The organism is Flavobacterium sp. WV_118_3, from assembly GCF_039778605.1.
Taxonomy (GTDB): Bacteria; Bacteroidota; Bacteroidia; order Flavobacteriales; family Flavobacteriaceae; genus Flavobacterium.
The window spans coordinates 1,858,491-1,880,095 of record NZ_CP156060.1; the positions used below are offsets into that span (position 1 = coordinate 1,858,491).

The following is a 21,605-nucleotide window of genomic DNA, read 5'->3' on the forward strand; positions in this document are numbered from 1 at the left end:
GGTTTTTTTATGTCCTTATGCCACGGTTTCCTTCCTTTTGATTTTTCCGGTTGCTGTTTCTTTAAAATGCGGTATAAAAAGGATTTCTTTTGGTTTTTCAAATTTATCCAGTTCACCAAAAACTTCCGGTGCGATCGTATAGGGTTCACCTTCGATCACCAATACCAGCTTTTCGCCCAGCGTATCATCTTCCTTTCCGATCACAAAATAACGTTGTGGTATTACCGTGGCCAGCTTCTCTTCGATCTGTTCCGGGAACAATTTTACACCACCACTGTTAATCACGTTGTCATAACGTCCCAACCATATAAATTGCTTTTCTCCTATTATCGTTACCATATCATTTGTCACCAGGGGTTCCTCACAAATACGTGGTGCCGTTATCACCAGACAACCGCGCTCGTCGGTAGCAATATGTATTCCCGGTAATAGGGAAAAAGCCGTTTCCTGTATTTTTTTGGCCGCAATATGGGTAATTGTTTCCGTCATCCCATAGGTTTCATAAATGGCCACCGGTAGTGTTTTTAACTGTTCGACCAAAGTGGCGTTTAGTTTGGCTCCGCCGATAATTAGTTTCTGAATCTGATCCAATTCGGCTAATGATTGTTCTACCTGTAAGGGAACCATTGCCGCAAAATCGTAATTTTTCCCCGTTATATCCAACGGACGGGAATCCGGTACTACATAATCCAATTCCAACCCGAGGATAAAAGCACGTACGAGCATCATCTTACCGGCTATATATTGTATGGGTAAACAGTGAAGTGCCGTATCACCCGGTTTTAGATCGAAAAAATCACCTGTCGCCAGTGCCGAATTGACCATTGCAGCCTTTTGCAGGTGTATTTTTTTAGGCGTTCCCGTGGTTCCGGAAGTTGTCATTTCGATATATTCCTTTCCATCAAACCATTCCAGAATAAAATGCCCTAGTGCTTTTTCGTGTGCATCTCCTTCTTTTACAAAAACATAGGCTTTGTCATACAATTCTTTTCCATTAAAATGCACACCGTTTAATTTAAAACGATTATGCACATTTTTATAGGTTAGCTTATTGATCATAATTCTCTTTATTTTCAAATACGATTTTACCGGTTAGCTTTTCTTTCCAGTTTTTCCATTGGTATTTTCGCGAATAGATATATAGCAATATCGGGTAGATAACGAACACCGGCAGTATTACATCAAAACCGGCCGATGGTTCCGACATGTCTTTTAAAATGGAATGCGTCTGAAATACCGTCCAGTCGGAAGTAACCAAAAGTGCTCCAACCAGGTTATTAGCCGCATGGAAACCCAACGCGAGTTCCAAGCCTTCGTCCATTAGTGTCATTATTCCCAGAAAAAATCCGGTTCCGACATAATAGATCAATATAATATTCCCCATTTTTCCAACTTCCGGGTTGGCAATATGCATTAGTCCGAACATAATTGAAGTAATCAAAAATGGAATCAACCGACTTCGGGTCACCACTCCGATGCCCTGCATCAGGTAACCGCGAAATAAATATTCCTCGAAACTGGTTTGCAACGGGATAAACAATACCGCCAGTATCAGAAAGGTAAAAAATGGTACCGGTTGGAAATTCAATTTAAAGTTTTCAGGGTGCGAAAAATAAACCGCCAGTGTCAGTACAATCGATATTGTTGCCCATAATCCGAATGAAAATAAAATCCGGTTCCAATCCACTTTTGCCCGCGAAGTCGTCAAACTGGTAATACTTTGACGGTGTATCACTTTTACCCAAACCCACAACAAAAGACAAGCAATCGAAAGCGGCAGAATAATCATTACAAAGGTCATATTTTCACCAAAGGCGGCTATGGTTTGATGCATTGCCTGCTCGGTATCGATCTCGGAAGCCGCTATATAATTGGCAATCATAACGGCAAAAAATAATACCGGAATCGGTAAATATAAAAAGAAACGAAAGTTTTTGGTTTTGACTTGTTCGATAAACATATCTGTTACTGGATTTTAGTATATTTCCTATAGCAACCTATGGTGGAAAATTTGTTTTCACTAAGTTAATCCAATTTTCACAGAATAGTAGTTCCTTTGTAAAAAATATTGCACTATGATTACAATTTACCACAACCCGAGATGCAGCAAATCCAGAGAAGGACTTTGCCTGTTGGAAGAAAAAGGAATTTCGTTTGAAACCGTAAAATACCTGGATCAGCCTTTGAGCCGCGAAGAACTACAATCAATCATCCAAAAACTGGGAATTAAACCAATCGAACTGGTTCGTCAGAAAGAAAGTCTTTGGAGCGAAAATTATAAAGGTCAGACGCTTTCCGACGATGCGATCATTACCATTTTGTCCGAAAATCCCAAACTAATTGAACGTCCGATTGTTATCAATGGTGACAAGGCCGTAATTGGTCGTCCAACCGAAAAGATTCTGGAAATTATTTAGAATCAGTATACGTTTGTTTTAACAAACATTTGTGATTCCCCACTTAAACCCAAGGTTACTTTTGCAGTCAAACCTTGCAAATCAAACTAATTACACATGAAACGATTTCATTTTGCAGTAGTAATGTTCTTACTATTGTCTTCTGTTGTCTCATTCGCTCAAAAACCAGACGCGGCTAAAGTTACTGTTACCGGACGTGTTGTGGACAGCGAATCCAAACAACCCCTGGAATATGCGAATATCTATGCCCAAAATCTTAAAAATAAATCCGTTGTTTCCGGTGCGATGACCAACGACAAAGGGGAATTCAGTTTTGAAGTGCCTGCCGGAAATTATTATATCAAGGTGGAGTTTCTATCTTTTAAAACCGTTGAAATCCCGCAAAAAGAACTTACAAAAGATACCAGCCTGGGAATGATCACCCTTGCTCTTGACGCTAAACAGCTTCAGGAAGTTACCGTGGTAGCCGAGAAAAGTACGGTAGAGATCAAACTGGACAAAAAAGTATATAACGTAGGAAAAGACATGACCGTTAAAGGCGGTAGCGTGAGCGATGTATTGGACAATGTTCCTTCGGTTACCGTGGATTCTGACGGTAATGTAAGCCTAAGAGGTAACGACAACGTCCGTATTTTGATCGACGGAAAACCATCGGGTCTTGCCGGAATCAATGTTGCCGATGCTTTACGTACCCTTCCGGCCGATTCGGTTGACAAAGTGGAAGTAATCACCAACCCGTCGGCACGTTATGATGCCGAAGGTGGTGCCGGTATCGTAAACATCATCCTTAAAAAAGGAAAAGCACAGGGAATCAATGGTAGTGTTATGGCTGTTGCCGGTAATCCGGATAATTTCGGAGGGAATACCAATGTCAACTTCAGAAGCAAAGCGTTTAACCTCTTTACCAACTTCGGCTACAACTATAGTAACAGTCCGGGGAATTCGTTTACCGATTCGGAAAACTTAGACCGAAATACCGGTGCAGTTTCCAGCTATATCGAAGAAAGACGTAAAAACAAAAGAGAGCGTAAAGGGTATAATGCCGGTTTCGGATTGGAATGGTATTTAACCAAATCCTTAACCTGGACGAACTCGATTGGAGTCCGTAAAAACAACGGTGCCAATCCGGATAATGTATTCTTTAATAATTATGATGCTAATCACGATTTTTTATACACCCGTAACCGTTTTAACGATCAGTCAAACGATTCACAAAATTTAGAATACTCGACAAATTTCACACAGAAGTTTAAAAAAGATGGTCATAAATTAACCGTTGATTTTTCGGCTTCTACCAACCGTGATAATGACGATGCAACGATTAGTGATACCCGTTTTGATACCGGTGTGTCTACCATTGATAGAACTTTAAACAACCAAAAACAAACGCGAAGCCTGTTACAAGCCGATTACGTTTTACCAATTGGAAAGAAAAGTCAGTTTGAAGCGGGTTATCGCGGTGATTTTACCGATTTGACTACCGATTACCGCGTGGATCATTTTAGTAACAATACCTGGATGAACGATCCAAACTTTACCAATATTTTCGAATATAAAGAGCAAATCAACGCGCTTTATGCACAGTTTGGTTCCAAGATCAGTAAATTCAGTTATATGGTGGGAATGCGTTTTGAAGATTCCAACATCGGGATTGACTTTTTACGTACGGAACAATTCAACACCAAAAAATACCACAATTTCTTCCCAAGTGTATTCTTGAGCTATGAGTTTGCACAGGATAACAGTATTAGTTTAAGTTATAGTAAACGTATCAACCGTCCGAGAGGGCGTTTCCTAAATCCGTTTAACGGACTATCGAGTAACATCAACGTATTCGAAGGAAACCCGGATTTGAATCCGTCGTATACCAACTCCTTTGACCTGGGTTATTTAAAACGTTGGGACAAATTAACCTTAAATACTTCGGCTTATTTTAATAAAACCGATGATAGTTTCCAGTTTATTAAAAAAGCAACCGGAAATGTAATCGACGGTAACCCGGTATACGCCAATACGCCGGTAAACTTAGCCACCGAATACCGTTTTGGTTTTGAGTTTACCTTAAATTATACGCCATACAAATGGTGGAAACTAAACGGAAACTTCAATTTCTTCCGTAACGAGTTAGATGGAAGTTATACTTATATTGATCAAAACAACACGGAAGTCTTTACCGATTTAAGCAATACAGCCTACAGCTGGTTTACCCGTGTAAGTTCGAAAGTAAGCTTACCATATGGTATCGACTGGCAGACCAATGCGACCTATAATGCACCACAAAACACGTCTCAGGGAAGAAGCGAAGGTATTGTATCGGCAAACCTGGCGTTAAGCAAGGATATTCTAAAAGATAAAGCAACGATCGCCTTAAATGTAAACGACGTGTTTAACTCCAGAAAAAGAATTACCGATACCAGCATTCCACTCCTATTAAATTCCCACAGCGAAATGCAATGGAGAGAACGTCAGATCAATCTAACCTTTACCTACCGTTTTAACAAAAGCAAATCCGACAGAGATAAGCAACAAAAACGCGATGATAATGGTGGTGGCGACGAATATATGGGCGGATAACATCATGAAAATCAACAAAAAAAGCCAAGTAAATTATTACTTGGCTTTTTTTGTATCCTAAAATATGTAATATTAGGGCTGCTTTATCAGAATATATTTATCAATAGGCACAGGCACATATCCACTAGGTAATGCCGGCAATTCCCCTGTGTGTACATAATTCTCAGGCTTTAACCCTATTTTTATTTTTTCAATACCATTCTCAACATAATACTTAACACTCATTTGGCTGTTTAAATAACTTGCCGCCGGGTCACTAAAAGAAAGAAAAACCAAATTTTTTCCGCCCGTAGGACATTCGTCACATTTCCCAAGTGTTGCACCGTAGATATTATTGCCACCATAGGTAGATGAATTTGACTCCATTAAACCGATTGTATTAGCTTGTTGTATGCCATTGTGAATATAGCTGTACTCACCTATAAGCATATCAGTTGTAAAGTTTCTAAATGGATTAACCACTTGCGTTTTCTTTCTTAGTACTATGGTTAACGAAGTAGAACCGTTAGTGTATTTCCACGTCCCCTGAAACTTGTTTAAATCGTTATCAATGTCTTTGTAATATTTTCCGGCTTCCTGACTATGCGCTAAGTATAATGGAAAAGTTTGTGAACAGCCAGTAATTGACAGTAATAAAATAGTTATTATAAATATATTTTTCATAGTTCTAATTTTTTAGTTACAAGGCGTTTTGGTTATTCCTGTGGGGCTAGTAGGATCTAACTTGACCTCAGACCAAGTATTATTATTGTTGTAAAAATCCGAATTACTCATTTGGAATAGACTAATGTTTAAATTATACTTCTGATTTACAAATTTTAAAAATTCTCTTGCCAATGTGTTTTGGTCAGCATTCCAAGGTTTACCTTTTGCAATATACAAATCTCGCAATTCAGAATTAAAGTCTCTTAAAGATTTTTCATTTGCGAATTTTGACGTTAATATTGAAAGCGATTGTACATCGTTTGGAATTAGTGCATAGGTGTTTTCCGGCACAACCATTAAGTTGGTGAGCGGATAGTCGGTAGGTTGAAATCCGCTACTCATTGCGATTTGGTAGGGTGTTAATAGATCATCTGCCGAAAACATCGGGTAACTCGAGTCATCGTCCTCCAACTTTACGGGATGGTTATGAGCTGCACCAAAAGTCGTAGGGAATATTCGAACCACTCCACTTCGCGTTCCTGATACACCTGGTCTAAATGATACACTGTTATTTGTGGCGTCATATTCCAATGAATAGACAGTTTCCAAGTTAGTCTCCAAATTGTTTTTTAAATGATTTAATCCTGATTTGACTTTTTTTTGCTGAATTAATTTGCCAAGTTTTACACACGGATTTGGTTGAGTTGGGGTTGGAGGTACATCTTCAACAGGGGCAGTAATAATAATTGGACATCTTGGGCAATTATTAGGAGGCGTCAGGTCTCCGTTAGTTGGTGGGGAACCATCGCCGCCGCCGCCGCCAATAGGGACAATAACTCCAGGGTCGTCTCCAAAGTCGCCCCCGCCAATATCTCCATTTACAGAGTAACAAGTTGTAACGGGAGCGTAAAATAAATGGTTTTGATCTTGACAGTCATTAGTAGCAACATGTACGCCAGTATTAGTTGAACTCCACGCCTGATCACACATAAGTATCTGAGCCGTGACACAAATTGTAGTCTTTCCTATTTCATCGGTATTATAAGTAATCGGCGTTATTTTTACTCGCCCTGTAAAATTAAAGGAATTATGGGCAGCTGGTGCTAACGGTTCACTTGGCGTATATTTTAAAATATAGGCACTTGACTGGCCTAAACTATCTACATTAACCACAAGATTTTCAAAATAATCTACACTGTTAATTTCACGGGTAATCTTAAACGTGTAAGATGTACTTCCGGCACTTTCTATAACTTTAGCCAAATTAGGCATAATAGTAAAGCCATATTCGGCTTCCATAACAGTTTTTGATTGTAAGCCCTTATTTTGGCCTTGACTTAACTTTGAAAATGCGTTAACAAAATTTCGCTCTTTTAACAGCGCATCGAAAGTACTACGCCTAATCTTTACCTTTTCCTGATAGCTGTTTTTTTGTATTGCATCTTGCTCAAGCTCACAGCCAAAAAGCGCGATCAGAATAAAAACAAAAATGGGAAAACGGTTTCGTAATTTTCTATTGTCCATATTTAATACATAATTTGATCTCGCAAATCTTACAATTTTATTTTTTTAAAAAATACGAATTCCCGGAAAACATCATATTTAGTACTAAAAACACATATTAACACGTACTTTAATTAAAGCGTTTTGTACACGTTTATAGCGAGAGCAAAGGTATTAGAGGCTTTCAATATTTTTTACGGGAATCCGTAAAAAACATATTCAGATATGAATTACAGGCTAAATATGGTGGTTACAAAAACCGATGGTTCAAAACTACTACACAACGGGGGGACCTATAAAATTGAATATACAGATCGTTTTTCTTTTTCCGGTGGCAAAAATTTGATTTTCACGTATAACGTTTGGAGAAGTAAATGACATATATCATAAAGTCACTTAAAATAACTGGTTTCAAAGAGAGGGTGATTAGTTTTTTTGTTGAGCTTTCGTAAGCTTCAATAAATTTTTAGAAAACCTCCGGGAAGTCCGATGTTTCAATACGAACCGGGCAAAATATTCTATTTTTTTCATAATAAAGTCGATTTATTGTCAACTTATTTCAAGACGGGACACAAACAAAAAAAGCTCCGTAATACGGAGCTTCTTTATGGAATAACACTATCTTTTTTAATTGATGATCAACTTTTTAACCAATGTTTGATCTGCAGCGGTTACCCGAGCCATATAAACTCCGGATGGCAATCCCAATTGTAAACGGGTTGTTCCGTCAAAATCGAACGTACGTACTTTCTGTCCGGCGATGTTATAGATTTCAATTTGTCCGCGATCAACGCTACCGTTAATCATCAGATAATCGTGTGCCGGATTCGGATACAATACCATTTGTAGTTTTGTTATATCTTCGGTTGTTAAGGTAGCCGACCATACTTCTCCCGCATGAACACCCCATATATAATCCGCTAAATTCGGATGATCAATAAATGGATTACGGTTCATTTGCCAGGTATAGATATAATTGTTACGATTCATTTCAAAATCATCCGATGGATCGCTGTGATTCCACGTTAATAAAGACGCTAAGTCACCCAATTGTCCTACCGTCGTATCCGGTGGATTACCGTTTACCAGATCCAATGCGTTATAACGAATCGCCATATAAAATAAAGCACGCGCTACATCACCTTTCCAGGATCCCTGGTTGCCTACCGGTCCATTATAATCGGTTCCTCCATAATCACGATTGTTACGCGAACTGTTTTCCGGTCCGTCTTCCGCTCGTAAATGATGGGCATCGGCATGGGCAGCATTAATATCGTCTGCATTTGTGGGTAACCAAACATTGATTCCATCCGGTGTAGATGACGTTCCGTTACTAAATCCACCGCGGGATTGCGGATAAATATGTTCGCGGTTCCAGGTACCTACATTACTGCTTCCGGTCTGAAAATCGAGTTTGGCACGTGGCGCTTCTACATACATCATCCAAACCTGATTGCTGTTTAGCGGATTCTGATCGGCTTTTTTCAGAATATCGACAATATCGCCATAATTATGCGCGCGTACTACAACCGGATTGGCAATAATATTCTGAATTCCCTGTTTTAAGGCGGCTCCGCTTAGTCCTTCCAGCGAACTGTAATATCCGGCCGGAGCCGTACTGGCTACCACACCATAGGTTGGATTTAGAGGCGTTCCCCAGGTAGAAGTGGTATAATCGTTGTCAATTACGCGAATCTCGATAAAGTCGTTCATCCGGACATAACCCGCCGGAAGTGTTCCGAATTTAATGCGTAAAACTTCGTCGCCTTCATCTTCGGTATCATCGACCAACTGGATCGTCGTGGTAAACGAATTGGAACCTGCCGGGATAAAAACCGTTGTATTTCCGGTAAAATCAGCATTGGTAAAACTACCGTTGTTCAGCGTAAAATTAAAAGTAAGATTGCTCGTCACATTCGTTTGTGTGGTAAAGGTGATGTTAAAACTATCCCCTTCGGTCAGATGTGTTGTCGGAGCGGTAATCGTGATACCGTTAAAAAGGATTCCACTACCATCGTTGTTACGGCCCGGTGTTGGCGCTTTAACTTCATAGGTTCCGTCGTTTTTACGCTGAATGGATTGTGTAGTCCCCTGAGAATTCATGTTTTCATTAATCTGAGTCGAAACTCCCAAAGCGGTCAGTAAAGCCGAGGCTTGTGTATTGTTGTTTCCGTAAACCAGCGCATCGATAAGATTGGTTGTTGAGGCCGGCGTATTCATCGGAAAACTGGAAGCACTTGCCTGGTAAATCGCGATCGCATCCGGTCCGTTTTGTACGGTATTAATTGGAAACAGGTAATTCGGAACCGGCGATACCAAAGGATTTCCCAACACAATAATTCCATTCGCATCGGTAACCAAACCATTCAGGTCGATCACATAGTAGCTCAAATTCGATGTTCCGCTACTTCCTCCATTAAACATAACCAAGATATAGCCGTTTAACGGAAAATTAGGTGTAGTCGATTTTAATTCGATGAATTCTTTGTCGTCTGTCGAAGGAGTATCGGAGTCCAGCTCGTTGATAACCACCTGCGAAAACATAAGATTCGTCGCAAATAGTAGTAAAATTTGGAGGAGTTTTTTTGTCATTTTAAGTGAGTTTAAGGACAAATGTAGCCATAATGACGAAAAAATAGCCTTTTTGAACTGTTAATACGTATCTGGATATCAAAAAATTACCTTTTATTAACATCATTACTATCGGTTTTGGCATGGTCAAGCATCAAAATACTGTTTGATTTTTTTATTTCTGTTAAAAGAATTTTCGTAAATATTCTGAATTAAAATTGTAACATTGTGTATCGGGAATGTGAAACTATAAATCAGGTCAAACACAAGAAACGTTATCTATTGAAAGCCTATATCTATCTTTTTATTGCTTTACTTTCAGGAATATGCAGGATTCATGCGCAACACCACAGCGCCATGCAGATAACCGTTGATCCCGATACCAAAATACTAAAGATTCAACAGGAGATTACCTATCATAACACGACCAACGATACCCTAAAAGACTATATTTTAAACGATTGGAATAATGCTTATTCCGATAAAAGTTCGCCTTTAGGGAAACGATTTTCGGACGAGTTTACCCGGATTTTTCATTTGGCCGGCGATAGCGATCGCGGCCATACCGATATTATTTCCATTATCGATCAAAATCAGAGAAGACTCGAATGGTCCCGCGTTCCCAACCAACCCGATCTGGTCGATGTGCATTTACTGAATCCTTTATATCCGAATCAGAAATTTAAAATTAATATTGTCTATTCCGTAAAAATCCCGAGCGATCGTTTTACGCGATACGGATTTGACAGTCAGGGTGGTTTTTATATCAAAAACTGGTTTTTAACACCGGCGCGTTACGAAAAAGGCTGTTTTGTAAAAGACAGTAACGAAAATCTGGACGATATTTCAAATGCGGTGTCCGATTTTGATATCCAAATCATAATCCCATCGCAATTAGCACTGACAACTGATTTAGATGTTTTGGCCACAAACGAAGCGGATCCTTATAAAATATATACCCTAAGCGGTAAAAACCGTCAGGATATACTATTGGCAGTTGAAACTACCGCTACCTATAGCTTTTATAAAAACGATAAAACGGAAATCGCAACCAACATCAACGAAAAAAAACTGGATGATTTCCAAAAAGCGGTGATCATCGACCGGGTGGTGAATTATGTTTCCGAGCATTTGGGTAGTCCGACGCAAAATAAAATAATCATTAGTCAGACCGACTACGACCGTAATCCGTTTTACGGACTTAACCAGCTTCCGAAATTTTTAAGACCCTTTCCCGATTCGTTTGTATATGAACTGAAATTTCTCAAAACATACGTCAACAATTATCTGAAAAATACCTTGCAATTAAATCATCGCGAGGACAACTGGATTTACGACGGCATTCAGGTGTATACGATGATGAAATATATTGAGGACAATTACCCCAATGTAAAAATGACCGGGACGCTGGCGCGTTATAAAATCTTAAGAGGTTTTAGTCTTTTTAGTACCGGTTTTAATGAGCAATACAGCTATCTCTATCTGATGATGGCCCGTATGAACCTCGACCAGCCAATTGGAAATCCAAAAAATACTTTTGTTAAATTCAATGAACAGATTTCCGGAAAATACAAAGCCGGTCTGGCACTGAATTATCTGGATGCTTATTTGCAACAGGAAAGTGTCGACAAGGCGCTACACGATTTTGTAAGCCTAAATAAAACGCAGCAAACCACGCGTCAGGATATCGAAAACATCCTGAAATCGAAAACCGATAAAAATATTGACTGGTTTTTTAAATCGGTGATCAATTCCAGAGATCTGATCGATTACAAATTTGGAAGAATCAAAGAAAGTGACGATGGTAAAACCGTGCAGGTAACGGTTAAAAACAACGCCTATGCCACCGTTCCGATTTCGCTTTACGGTGTTAAAAAGGACCGCATTATATCGAAAGTATGGTTGCCCAATGTCGCAACCGATACCGTTGTGACCGTTTCCAGAGAAGGTATCGACCGATTGGCGCTGAACTACGGTAATGAGGTGCCCGAATTTAACCGTCGGAATAATTATAAAACCTTAAAAGGGTTTCCATCGCTAAACCGTCCGATCAAGTTTAACTTTTTTAAAGATCTGGAAGATCCGCAATACAACCAGTTATTCTATGTTCCGGATTTTAATTATAACCTATACGACGGTGTGATGTTAGGAATGCGTATCCATAACGAAACCCTGTTGGACAAACCGTTCCAATTTGATATTACCCCGGATTATTCCAGTAATACCAAAGAGTTGGTAGGTAGTGCCACACTCTCCTATTATCAAAACATACGCGACGAGCGTTTGTATAACATCCGTTATTCCATTACAGGATCGACTCTCCATTATGCTCCAAATGCATCGTATACCAAGATTACACCATCGGTACAATTCCGTTTCCGGGAACCGGATTACCGTGAAAATAAAAGGAAAACGATCTTGTTACGTCATGTTTTTGTAGAAAAAGAAGATTCACCATTATTAAAAAATAAAAAGGAAGAAAATTATTCTGTTTTCAATGCACGCTATTCTGTTGGAGAAGCAGAAACAGCCAAATTATACAGCTTTCTGACCGATTTACAGATTGCCAATAATTTCAGTAAAATAGCCGCGGAATACCAATATCGTAAATTATTTGACGATCGTCGTCAGTTAACCGTTCGTTTCTTTGGTGGTACTTTTATGTATAACGAAACCGGAACCGATTTCTTTAGTTTCGGATTGGATCGCCCATCGGATTATCTTTTCGGTTACAACCTTATCGGACGTTCGGAATCCACAGGACTTTTCAGTCAGCAATTTGTGATGGCCGACGGAGGTTTTAAATCCAAACTAAAAAACCGTTATGCCAATCAATGGATGACGACATCCAATGTTAGTGTTAGTATCTGGAACTGGATCGAAGCCTATGGTGATGCCGGGATTATTAAAAATAAGTTTTCCGATCCGCAGTTTGTATACGACAGTGGTATCCGACTGAATCTGGTTCAGGATTATTTCGAATTGTATTTCCCGGTATACTCCAACAATGGCTGGGAAATAAAAGATCCGAACTACGGTCAGCGTATTCGATTTGTCGTAACCCTAAGCGCAAGAACATTAGTATCCCTTTTTACGCGTAAGTGGTTCTAAATAAAACTTAAAAAAAGTCCCTTTTTTATTTTATTTTATTAAAAATACCTTGATAAAAAATGATTTTAAATAAAATATATGCAACAAAAACATCTCATATCCTCTTTTTTTTATCAAATATTAAATTGTAATTTTAACAATTCTTTGTTTTGTATTGGGTAAATAATTAAATTTGTCCCAATCTCATTTTTTTTATTATTTGACTATGAATCAAACGGCCGCTAAAGAAGCGCTTTCTTTTGAAGATTTCAAAACAGAAGTGCTTAACGATTATAAAATTGCAACTATCAGTAGAGAATGCAGCTTGTTGGGAAGACGTGAAGTACTAACCGGTAAAGCGAAATTCGGGATTTTTGGAGATGGTAAAGAAGTGCCGCAACTTGCCATGGCAAAAGCATTTAAAAATGGTGATTTCCGTTCGGGATATTACCGTGATCAAACCTTTATGATGGCAATTGGCGAAATGACTATCCAACAGTTTTTTGCCGGTTTGTATGGCCATCCGGATTTGGCTCATGATCCGATGAGTGCCGGACGTCAGATGGGAGGACATTTTGCCACACATAGTCTGGATGAAAAAGGAAACTGGAAAAACCTTACCGCTCAGAAAAATTCAAGTGCCGATATCTCTCCTACTGCCGGGCAAATGCCACGTCTTTTAGGTTTAGCACAGGCCTCAAAAATATACCGCAATGTTAGCGGACTGGAAAACAATACCAATTTCTCCGTAAACGGAAATGAAGTTGCCTGGGGAACCATTGGTAACGCTTCTACTTCCGAAGGTTTGTTTTTCGAAACCATCAACGCTGCCGGAGTATTACAGGTTCCGATGGTAATGAGTGTCTGGGACGATGAATACGGAATTTCGGTTCATGCCCGTTACCAGACAACTAAAGAAAGTATTTCCGAAATATTAAAAGGATTCCAGCGTGAAGCGGATACCAACGGTTATGAAATCATCACCGTTAAAGGATGGGATTATCCGACTTTAGTCGAAACCTATGCCAAAGCTGCTGCCATCGCACGGGAACAACATATTCCGGTACTCATCCACGTACAGGAACTAACACAACCTCAGGGTCACTCTACTTCCGGATCACACGAGCGTTACAAAAGTAAAGAGCGTTTGGAATGGGAAGCCGAATTCGATTGTATGGCGCAAATGCGTAAATGGTTAATCGAAAACAACATCGCTACAGCCGAAGAAATTGAAGCGATGGATACCGAGGCTAAAAAACAGGTTTTGGAAGGTAAAAAAGCCGCCTGGAGTGCCTACGTAAATCCTATCAAAGAAGAACAACAGGAATTGGTAGCACTTTTAAACACCATTGCCGCTTCCAGTCCGAATAAAGTTTTTATTGAAAAATACAGCAACGATCTGGCCGCTATAAAAGAGCCAATTCGCAAAGATATCCTGGTTACAGCCCGTAAAATTATTCGTCTTATCGTGAATGAAAGCGGAAAAGCACAATTAGCCAGCTGGATTACCAATTATACCGAAAAAGTACAACCGCGTTATAGTTCGCATTTGTTTTCTCAATCGGATAAAAACATTTATAACGTAGCCGAAGTGGCTCCGGTATATACAGAATCCTCTGAAGATGTGGATGCGCGTTTGATTATCCGTGATAACTTCGATGCTATTTTTACCAAATACCCGGAAGCGTTGATTTTCGGAGAAGATTCCGGAAATATCGGTGACGTAAATCAGGGATTGGAAGGTATGCAGGAAAAATACGGTGAATTCCGTGTGGCCGATGCCGGTATCCGTGAAGCGACCATTTTAGGTCAGGGAATTGGAATGGCAATGCGTGGTCTGCGACCAATTGCCGAGATCCAATACCTGGATTATTTATTATATGCGATTCAGATCATGAGTGATGATTTGGCTACGCTACAATACCGTACCGCAGGTCGTCAGAAAGCACCATTGATCATTAGAACACGTGGCCACCGTCTGGAAGGAATCTGGCATTCCGGTTCGCCAATGGGAATGATCCTGAACGCCATTCGTGGTATCCATGTTTTGGTTCCGCGTAGTATGACAAAAGCAGCCGGTTTTTACAATACCTTATTGGAAACCGACGAACCGGCTTTGGTGATCGAGTGTTTGAACGGATATCGTTTAAAAGAAAAAATGCCAACCAATTTAGGAGATTTCAAAACGCCAATCGGTGTGGTGGAAACCTTAAAAGAAGGTAGTGATATTACTTTGGTTTCCTATGGTTCTACCCTTCGTTTGGTAGAACAGGCGGCTAAAGAATTACAGGAAGTGGGTATTGATGCCGAAATCATCGATGTGCAATCATTATTGCCTTTCGATATCAATCATGACATCGTGAAAAGCCTTGCCAAAACCAATCGCTTACTGGTAATCGATGAAGACGTACCAGGTGGTGCTTCGGCTTATATCTTACAACAGATCATCGACACTCAAAAAGGATACCTGCACTTAGACAGTCAGCCGCAAACATTGGCTGCCAAAGCGCATCGTCCGGCTTATGGAACCGACGGGGATTATTTCTCTAAACCATCTGTAGAAGATATCTTCGAAAAGGTTTATGAAATTATGAATGAAGTAAATCCTTCAAAATATCCAGGTCTTTATTAATAAAAGACCTTTAAAAAACCGGAATTCGTTCCGGTTTTTTTTGCTACTTACTTAGCATTAATCACATTACTATTGAAGTACCGGATATTGATTTTATTTAAAACACCGTTTAAATAATCCAACTTAAAACTTGCTTATGCCGGATAACTATTATATCCTAACCGGTGGTCCCGGTTCCGGAAAAACCACCTTAATCGAAGCACTAGCGCAAAGCAGTTATTCGTGTATCCCCGAAGTGGCCCGGGAAATTATCAGCGAACAAATCCGGGATAATGGTAGTGCACTACCCTGGCAGGATTATGTTTTATATACTGAGATCATGCTCGAGCGTTCAGTTTTAAGTTATACGGAAACCGCAAAAAAGCACATTACAAACCAGCCAGTTTTCTTTGATCGCGGTATTCCCGATACGTTATGTTATGCCGAATTAACAAAGCAACCGATTACCGAAAAAATGACAGCGTATGCCCGGGAGTATCGTTACAATCGTAACGTTTTTATCCTACCGCCCTGGGAAGCGATTTATCATACCGATGCCGAACGCAAGCAAAGTTGGGAAGAAGCCGTTGCTACCTACGAGCAAATGGTACAAACCTATCGTCAACACGGTTATACCATTATTGAAGTGCCACAAGACACTGTCGAAAACCGACTGGCTTTTATACTCCGGCATACAAAAGCAACTTCGAAAAATATGTGATCAAACCTAAATCCGTGTATTTTCCACATCAAAACAGTAGCTATTTTTAGATTTTATTTTTTTCTTTTCAGATTGTAACAAAAAACAAATAATAATCAAAAAGTGTTGTTTTTTAGAATACTATAAAAAATCGTACATTTATAACACGAAAAGTTATACGAATACCGTTACTAAAATATAATCGAAACTGGTTATCATGCTGGAAAAACAATGCTACATTAACAAAGAACTTTTTTTACAACGACCGAAACCTTTGGATATTCCGACTTTTATTTCGCTTTTTTCCGGATTAACCGAAAAAGTAGATTCAAAGCCGTTCCACGATGATTTCGCAGTCCTGGAAATTGATCCTTCCGTAAAACCAGTTGGCGTGGCCCGCTTTGGATTTACAAGCGTACTACTTTGCCTTTCCGGCAGTCTGGATAGCATTGTGGGTCAGCATCAATTTACCATAAAAGCACACGATATCGCTATTATTCCGGCCGAACATATTAATGCTTTATCCGGGTTTTCAGCCGATTTTAAAGCCAAATTAATCGTATTCCGATCTGATTTTCTAAGAAAAGGATTCCTGAATACCGCTATTTTGGATGAATTACTCTACATCAATCCGGATTATCCGCCCATTTTTGAACTGGACACGGATAATTTTGAGGCCAATCTGTATAAGTTCGATAAGATACTGGAAGAACAAAATAAGACCAATCCTTTTTTTCTGGATATGATCCGGTTATATCTGGTTCAGATTCTGTTCGATTACAATCGCGTTTGCGAAATCTGTCTGCTCAATTCCACAACCAATATGAACCGGCAGTTTCAGATTGTTCATAAATTCCGAAAACTGATTGACCTTCATTTTGCCACGCTTAAAACCGTAAAAGAATATGCCGACTTATTGCATATCACTCCGAAATACCTAAGCGAATGTACCAAACAACAACTGGGCTATTCTGCCATTGATTTGATTCATCAACGCATTCTCCTGGAATCGGAATTTTTATTACGCTATTCCGAACTGACCATTAAAGAAATTTCGATTTTTCTGAATTTTGATACGATTTCACATTTTGGACGTTTCTTTAAAGCACAAAAAAAACAGACACCATCCGAATACCGTCAAATTCGGTAAAATTGGTTCTTATAACCGCAATACCGCTCTTGATGTCCCTGTAGTTTTAGCGGAAATTTGCCTAAAAAATTATATGAAACATTTTTTAGCAACAGCTATTTTGACCGGGTTATTCGTTGTAACCGCCTGTCAGAACCAAACAAAAACAACAGTTACCATGAATGAAAACACAAACGGTTTCAGTGCCGTTCAGTTTCGAATCGCACGTCCTACCAACAATTTAAAAGCGGTTGTAACTTTTTACAAAGAGGCTTTAGGTTTAAAAGAATTGGGTTCTTTTTCCGGACACGATGGTTACGACGGAGTGATGCTTGGCCTTCCGGGAGAACAGTATCACCTGGAATTTACGCAACACGACAGTCAGACTGCTTTACCGGAACCAACCCGTGAAAACATACTGGTTTTTTATTTCGATACACCCGAAAAATACCATCAGGCTGTGCAACGGATGACCGATTCCGGATTCACTCCCGTAGCACCGGAAAATCCCTATTGGAACGGGAAAAGTGAAACCTATGAAGATCCCGATAAATGGCGGGTAGTTCTTTTTAACGGAATATATAAACCCTGATTAAAAAAAGTACCCTTCCAATACCGGAGCTGAAATCCCGTATTGGAAGGATTCCTCATTTTGATTTACCTCATTCGTTTTTATCTTTATTCAACATACTTACAAGAATTTACATATGTTTTAGCAATTAAACGCTTCTTTTATTCCTACAATTCTGCTAAATTTGAGATAACAATCAAAAATAATCGATTATGGACAAACCTATTCAAAAAATAACGCCTTTTCTCTGGTTTAACAATCAGGCGGAAGAAGCCATGAATTTCTACATTTCCATTTTCAACAATGCCCGCGTACTCAAAACCAGCTATTATAGCGAAGGTGGTCCGGCTCCTGCCGGTACGCTAATGACAGCCAGCTTTCTATTGGAAGGACAGGAGTTTGTTGCACTAAATGGCGGTCCGCAATTTACCTTTACACCAGCCATTTCATTTGTCGTAAATTGTCACAATCAGGATGAAATTGATCTTTTATGGGATAAACTTTCCGAAGGTGGTCAGCAGCAAAAATGCGGTTGGTTACAGGACCGATACGGTGTATCCTGGCAAATCGTACCCGCCAATATGGGTGAACTTATGGGTTCTAACGATCCCGAAAAATCCCATCGCGTGATGATGGCTTTATTACAAATGGACAAGCTTGATATTAATACGCTACAACAAGCCTATAATGGCGCTTAAAAAGATCTCCTATGCATCCACAAACCTATAGTGCTAAAGCCGCAATGCTAATACGCAGACCGGTTTCCGAAGTATTTGAAGCCTTTATCAATCCGGATATCACCACGAAATTCTGGTTTACCAAAAGTAGCGGACCACTCGAAGCCGGAAAATCCGTACAATGGGATTGGGAAATGTACAAGCATTCTGTTACAATAACCGTAAAAACCGTCGAACCGAACAAACGTATCGTGATCGAATGGCCTACTACGGTAGAATTTACTTTTACCGCACGGGAAGACAATACTACTTTTGTGAGCATTACCGATTCCGGTTACGATGGAACTGTAGATGAAATTATTGCCGATGTCCGCAACTCTACCGAAGGTTTTACACTCGTTTTGGCCTCTTTAAAGGCACTTTTGGAACACCATATCAACTTAGCATTGGTAGCTGACCGTTTTCCTGATTTTGAATAATAAAACCTTTTGTGCATATTCTTAAAAGACTATTTATCGAAATAAATTAAGCTACCCTATGAAAATTCTGCAATTTAAAATCGAAATCAAAGCATCTCCTACGACTGTATGGAATGCTTTATGGGAAATTGGCAATTACGAAAAGTGGGTTCATGTTTTTAGTGAAGGTTCCACTGCTGTTTCCGACTGGAAAGAAGGAAGTACCATACTTTTTGTAGATAATGATCATCAAAATGGAATGTACAGTATAATCGACCAACTGGTACCGAACAAATTGATGTCTTTTAAGCATCTTGGCATTTTAAAAAACGGTCAGCGGGAACCCTTAAACGACGAAACCCGAAAATGGTCGGGAATCACCGAAAATTACATTTTAATCGCTCTGGAAGATGTTACCCAATTGGAAGTGAGCATGGACATTCCCGAAGATTTTGAGGCCTATTTTAATCAAAAATTTCCGCAGGCGTTGGAAATTGTAAAGAAAATTGCGGAAAACAACTTATAAACTCATATCCTGATAATTATGGCATTATTCATAAAGTGGCAGGATTTCCTGGAATTGTTTTTTCCCTTTTAACGTCAGATACGGATAAATGGAATGCATAAATAAAAGCGTATGGTTTCCCATCGGGCGGTAGCCAATTGCATTTTCGGTGATTTCTTCGGCCGAAAGATAAAAATCCAAAATGATCTGGATACGCTTGTACAACATTTCGTATTCGTCCGGTAATTCTGCCTCGCGAAACAAACCGGAATCGATAAATTGTTCAATCATTCGCAAAAACTGTAGCTTACGTGAAATGATCAGTTGCTTATAATGCGCCGAAATAACATCGTTATTACGCATCAGGTGCACGATGTCCAAATAAACAAAACGATACGCATAAATGGTTACAAAAAAGCTATCCACAAAAGTAATCAGATTCTGTAAACTCACCTCCTTCTCGCCCATCTGTCTAAATTCTTCACTAATCCAGTTAACCAGATCAAAATATAAGGCCTCCTCTATATTTTCTTTCTTTTTAAAATGATAGGTTAGATTTCCAGGACTTATTCCCAAATGATCCGATATTTTTCGCTGGCTTACATTCGGCAATCCATAAGTATTGAAAAGCTGTAAAGCGGCTTCCAATATTTTCTTTTTTGTTTTATTCATCGTGCAAAAATATAAAAATTAGTACAACTGTACTAATTTTAACTTTATTTAGTACATTTGCCCTAAAATATTTACTCCCATGAAAGTAATTGAAGTTACCTATATGCCTGGCGAAAAAGTACTAAGTAATCTAACCCGAATTGATTTTTCCGATACATTTGCAACCACTAATCATATAAATTCAATTACAGAAATAACCCAACTTATTTTTGGCCGTTCTCCAAAATGGATCCGTGCCTTGTTTGCTGTCCGGAATTTTATAGTGCGCTTTATCGGTCTGAAAAACAACAAACCAGCAGACTATAAAGTCGGTTTTGAAATAGGTCACTACATTGGATTTTTCCGGATTTTTTCAATAACCGAAAATGAAATGCTACTGGGTGCCGACGATACACATCTAAATTTCAGAGCCGTGATCACAAACTCGCAAACGCCTTTATACAATATAAAAGTCACAACGCTCGTATCGTACAACAACCGTAAGGGACGTATCTATATGCAGTTTATAAAACCCTTTCATCGTATGGTTGTTAAAAACATGGTACGGCAAGCCTATAAAAACCCCAATGCTTAAACGAATCCTAAAAGAAAAAAATCTTTGAAATTGGCTAAATAATCGGTACTTTTAAGGGAATCCAAAAAACTAAATACATTCCCCATGGCAAAGTATTTTATTTCCTTTCTCATTTTACTGTCATTTTCTACTAGCTGGGCTTTAAAACCGGATAAAAACTATGTCGCAAAACCGGAAGATCTTTCGTTACGCTATACAACCAGTACGATTACCACTTCCGATGGATATGCGTTACATTCCTGGACCATTCAACCCGATCCGGCGAACGATAAAAGGACCACTTTGATTCTGACTTATGGCGATTCCGGCAACATGTCCTATTGGCTCAATCAGGCGTGGGTCGCATCGAATAATGGTTATACCGTAGTACTTTTTGATTATCGCGGTTTCGGGCAAAGTCAGGATTTTACGATCAATAATGATTACCTGTATTATAATGAATTTGTAACCGATCTGGAAGCTGTAATCCAATGGACTAAAACCAAAAATAAAAATAACAAAACCGGTATCTGGGCATTTTCAATGGGAACCATTATGACCAACATGGCCCTACAAAAACAGTCGGTCGATTTTGTAATTGCCGAAGGTTTGGTTTTCGATCCATCTGCCATTGCCGCCAAAATCAAACAGGCTAAAGACAAAACGATACTCCTGCCGGATACAAATTTCAACATTCAAAAATTATCGTCTACGATCCGCTGCCCTTATTTGCTTTTTGCCGGAGAACAAGACAAAATGACTACAGTGGCAGACAGTAAGTTGTTTTCGGAAATGGCTGCAAACAGAGAATTAATCGTATTTGACGGGAATCATCTGGAAGGTTTTACCAAATTATCGCAGGGGGATTTTGGTACTACCTATATGCAAAAAATAAACAGTTTTATACAACGTTAACTCCACAATCTTAC

18 protein-coding genes are annotated in these 21,605 nt (G+C 39.3%); 12 read left to right on the forward strand and 6 right to left on the reverse strand.

From position 1 onward, the window contains the following. Nucleotides 1-15 precede the first annotated feature (15 nt). Both ABFU83_RS08645 and ABFU83_RS08650 read right to left on the reverse strand, forming a co-directional pair. Nucleotides 16-1,059, reverse strand: coding sequence for an AMP-binding protein (locus ABFU83_RS08645; protein ID WP_347070115.1), 1,044 nt, complete (start codon nt 1,057-1,059; stop codon nt 16-18). Next, complete coding sequence (locus ABFU83_RS08650; RefSeq protein ID WP_347070116.1) at nt 1,049-1,960, reverse strand: CPBP family intramembrane glutamic endopeptidase; 912 nt, start codon at nt 1,958-1,960, stop codon at nt 1,049-1,051. The genes ABFU83_RS08645 and ABFU83_RS08650 overlap by 11 nt, the downstream gene beginning before the upstream one ends. A gap of 115 nt (nt 1,961-2,075) precedes the next feature. Here ABFU83_RS08650 and arsC point away from each other — a divergent pair, with 115 nt between their 5' ends. Together arsC and ABFU83_RS08660 are read left to right on the forward strand one after the other, a co-directional pair. Continuing rightward, entirely contained in the window at nt 2,076-2,417 is a 342-nt protein-coding gene (gene arsC / locus ABFU83_RS08655) for an arsenate reductase (glutaredoxin) (protein WP_347070117.1), read from the forward strand. Between the two features lie 96 nt (nt 2,418-2,513). Further along, the gene (locus tag ABFU83_RS08660; RefSeq protein ID WP_347070118.1) at nt 2,514-4,991 is read left to right on the forward strand and encodes a TonB-dependent receptor; all 2,478 of its coding nucleotides are present in this window, start codon (nt 2,514-2,516) and stop codon (nt 4,989-4,991) included. Between the two features lie 72 nt (nt 4,992-5,063). On the opposite strand, the gene ABFU83_RS08665 is transcribed toward ABFU83_RS08660, so the two are convergent. The 3 genes from ABFU83_RS08665 to ABFU83_RS08675 all read right to left on the reverse strand — a co-directional run bounded on the left by ABFU83_RS08665 (nt 5,064) and on the right by ABFU83_RS08675 (nt 9,731). Then, complete coding sequence (locus ABFU83_RS08665; RefSeq protein WP_347070119.1) at nt 5,064-5,654, reverse strand: DUF6705 family protein; 591 nt, start codon at nt 5,652-5,654, stop codon at nt 5,064-5,066. Nucleotides 5,655-5,666: 12 nt separating this feature from the next. Next, the gene (locus ABFU83_RS08670) at nt 5,667-7,160 is read right to left on the reverse strand and encodes a hypothetical protein (protein ID WP_347070120.1); all 1,494 of its coding nucleotides are present in this window, start codon (nt 7,158-7,160) and stop codon (nt 5,667-5,669) included. Between the two features lie 606 nt (nt 7,161-7,766). Beyond that, nucleotides 7,767-9,731, reverse strand: coding sequence for an endonuclease (locus ABFU83_RS08675; RefSeq protein WP_347070121.1), 1,965 nt, complete (start codon nt 9,729-9,731; stop codon nt 7,767-7,769). Between the two features lie 261 nt (nt 9,732-9,992). Between ABFU83_RS08675 and ABFU83_RS08680 the strand changes: the two genes are divergently transcribed. The 8 genes from ABFU83_RS08680 to ABFU83_RS08715 all read left to right on the forward strand — a co-directional run bounded on the left by ABFU83_RS08680 (nt 9,993) and on the right by ABFU83_RS08715 (nt 19,472). After that, nucleotides 9,993-12,821: an aminopeptidase gene (locus ABFU83_RS08680; RefSeq protein WP_347070122.1), complete on the forward strand. Its 2,829-nt coding sequence runs from the start codon at nt 9,993-9,995 to the stop codon at nt 12,819-12,821. 205 nt (nt 12,822-13,026) lie between these two features. Continuing rightward, the gene (locus ABFU83_RS08685; RefSeq protein ID WP_347070123.1) at nt 13,027-15,432 is read left to right on the forward strand and encodes a thiamine pyrophosphate-dependent enzyme; all 2,406 of its coding nucleotides are present in this window, start codon (nt 13,027-13,029) and stop codon (nt 15,430-15,432) included. A gap of 136 nt (nt 15,433-15,568) precedes the next feature. Continuing rightward, entirely contained in the window at nt 15,569-16,132 is a 564-nt protein-coding gene (locus ABFU83_RS08690) for an AAA family ATPase (protein WP_347070124.1), read from the forward strand. A gap of 196 nt (nt 16,133-16,328) precedes the next feature. Further along, nucleotides 16,329-17,261: an AraC family transcriptional regulator gene (locus tag ABFU83_RS08695; RefSeq protein ID WP_347070125.1), complete on the forward strand. Its 933-nt coding sequence runs from the start codon at nt 16,329-16,331 to the stop codon at nt 17,259-17,261. A 73-nt stretch (nt 17,262-17,334) separates the two neighbouring features. Further along, entirely contained in the window at nt 17,335-17,832 is a 498-nt protein-coding gene (locus tag ABFU83_RS08700) for a VOC family protein (RefSeq protein WP_347070126.1), read from the forward strand. A gap of 191 nt (nt 17,833-18,023) precedes the next feature. Continuing rightward, a complete protein-coding gene (locus ABFU83_RS08705; RefSeq protein WP_347070127.1) occupies nt 18,024-18,509 on the forward strand; it encodes a VOC family protein in 486 nt (161 codons plus the stop codon). Nucleotides 18,510-18,520: 11 nt separating this feature from the next. Further along, on the forward strand, nt 18,521-18,967 hold the full coding sequence (locus ABFU83_RS08710) for an SRPBCC family protein (RefSeq protein WP_347070128.1): 447 nt from the start codon (nt 18,521-18,523) through the stop codon (nt 18,965-18,967). Between the two features lie 58 nt (nt 18,968-19,025). Next, nucleotides 19,026-19,472: an SRPBCC domain-containing protein gene (locus ABFU83_RS08715; RefSeq protein ID WP_347070129.1), complete on the forward strand. Its 447-nt coding sequence runs from the start codon at nt 19,026-19,028 to the stop codon at nt 19,470-19,472. A gap of 24 nt (nt 19,473-19,496) precedes the next feature. Here ABFU83_RS08715 and ABFU83_RS08720 read toward each other — a convergent pair whose 3' ends face one another. Continuing rightward, nucleotides 19,497-20,123, reverse strand: coding sequence for a TetR/AcrR family transcriptional regulator (locus ABFU83_RS08720; protein ID WP_347070130.1), 627 nt, complete (start codon nt 20,121-20,123; stop codon nt 19,497-19,499). Between the two features lie 79 nt (nt 20,124-20,202). Here ABFU83_RS08720 and ABFU83_RS08725 point away from each other — a divergent pair, with 79 nt between their 5' ends. Beyond that, nucleotides 20,203-20,697: a DUF2867 domain-containing protein gene (locus ABFU83_RS08725; RefSeq protein WP_347070131.1), complete on the forward strand. Its 495-nt coding sequence runs from the start codon at nt 20,203-20,205 to the stop codon at nt 20,695-20,697. Between the two features lie 84 nt (nt 20,698-20,781). Beyond that, nucleotides 20,782-21,591 (forward strand): alpha/beta hydrolase, encoded by an 810-nt coding sequence (locus ABFU83_RS08730; protein WP_347070132.1) that lies wholly within the window; start codon nt 20,782-20,784, stop codon nt 21,589-21,591. Nucleotides 21,592-21,605 lie beyond the last annotated feature (14 nt).

Bases quoted from the DNA above. Each gene is read 5' to 3' on its own strand.
- ABFU83_RS08700 (WP_347070126.1), top strand. From the start codon at position 17,335: ATGAAACATTTTTTAGCAACAGCTATTTTGACCGGGTTATTCGTTGTA.
- ABFU83_RS08665 (WP_347070119.1), bottom strand. From the start codon at position 5,654: ATGAAAAATATATTTATAATAACTATTTTATTACTGTCAATTACTGGC.
- ABFU83_RS08685 (WP_347070123.1), top strand. From the start codon at position 13,027: ATGAATCAAACGGCCGCTAAAGAAGCGCTTTCTTTTGAAGATTTCAAA.
- ABFU83_RS08690 (WP_347070124.1), top strand. From the start codon at position 15,569: ATGCCGGATAACTATTATATCCTAACCGGTGGTCCCGGTTCCGGAAAA.
- ABFU83_RS08730 (WP_347070132.1), top strand. From the start codon at position 20,782: ATGGCAAAGTATTTTATTTCCTTTCTCATTTTACTGTCATTTTCTACT.
- ABFU83_RS08715 (WP_347070129.1), top strand. From the start codon at position 19,026: ATGAAAATTCTGCAATTTAAAATCGAAATCAAAGCATCTCCTACGACT.
- ABFU83_RS08720 (WP_347070130.1), bottom strand. From the start codon at position 20,123: ATGAATAAAACAAAAAAGAAAATATTGGAAGCCGCTTTACAGCTTTTC.
- ABFU83_RS08705 (WP_347070127.1), top strand. From the start codon at position 18,024: ATGGACAAACCTATTCAAAAAATAACGCCTTTTCTCTGGTTTAACAAT.
- ABFU83_RS08695 (WP_347070125.1), top strand. From the start codon at position 16,329: ATGCTGGAAAAACAATGCTACATTAACAAAGAACTTTTTTTACAACGA.
- arsC (WP_347070117.1), top strand. From the start codon at position 2,076: ATGATTACAATTTACCACAACCCGAGATGCAGCAAATCCAGAGAAGGA.
- ABFU83_RS08725 (WP_347070131.1), top strand. From the start codon at position 20,203: ATGAAAGTAATTGAAGTTACCTATATGCCTGGCGAAAAAGTACTAAGT.
- ABFU83_RS08645 (WP_347070115.1), bottom strand. From the start codon at position 1,059: ATGATCAATAAGCTAACCTATAAAAATGTGCATAATCGTTTTAAATTA.
- ABFU83_RS08660 (WP_347070118.1), top strand. From the start codon at position 2,514: ATGAAACGATTTCATTTTGCAGTAGTAATGTTCTTACTATTGTCTTCT.
- ABFU83_RS08670 (WP_347070120.1), bottom strand. From the start codon at position 7,160: ATGGACAATAGAAAATTACGAAACCGTTTTCCCATTTTTGTTTTTATT.
- ABFU83_RS08650 (WP_347070116.1), bottom strand. From the start codon at position 1,960: ATGTTTATCGAACAAGTCAAAACCAAAAACTTTCGTTTCTTTTTATAT.
- ABFU83_RS08710 (WP_347070128.1), top strand. From the start codon at position 18,521: ATGCATCCACAAACCTATAGTGCTAAAGCCGCAATGCTAATACGCAGA.
- ABFU83_RS08675 (WP_347070121.1), bottom strand. From the start codon at position 9,731: ATGACAAAAAAACTCCTCCAAATTTTACTACTATTTGCGACGAATCTT.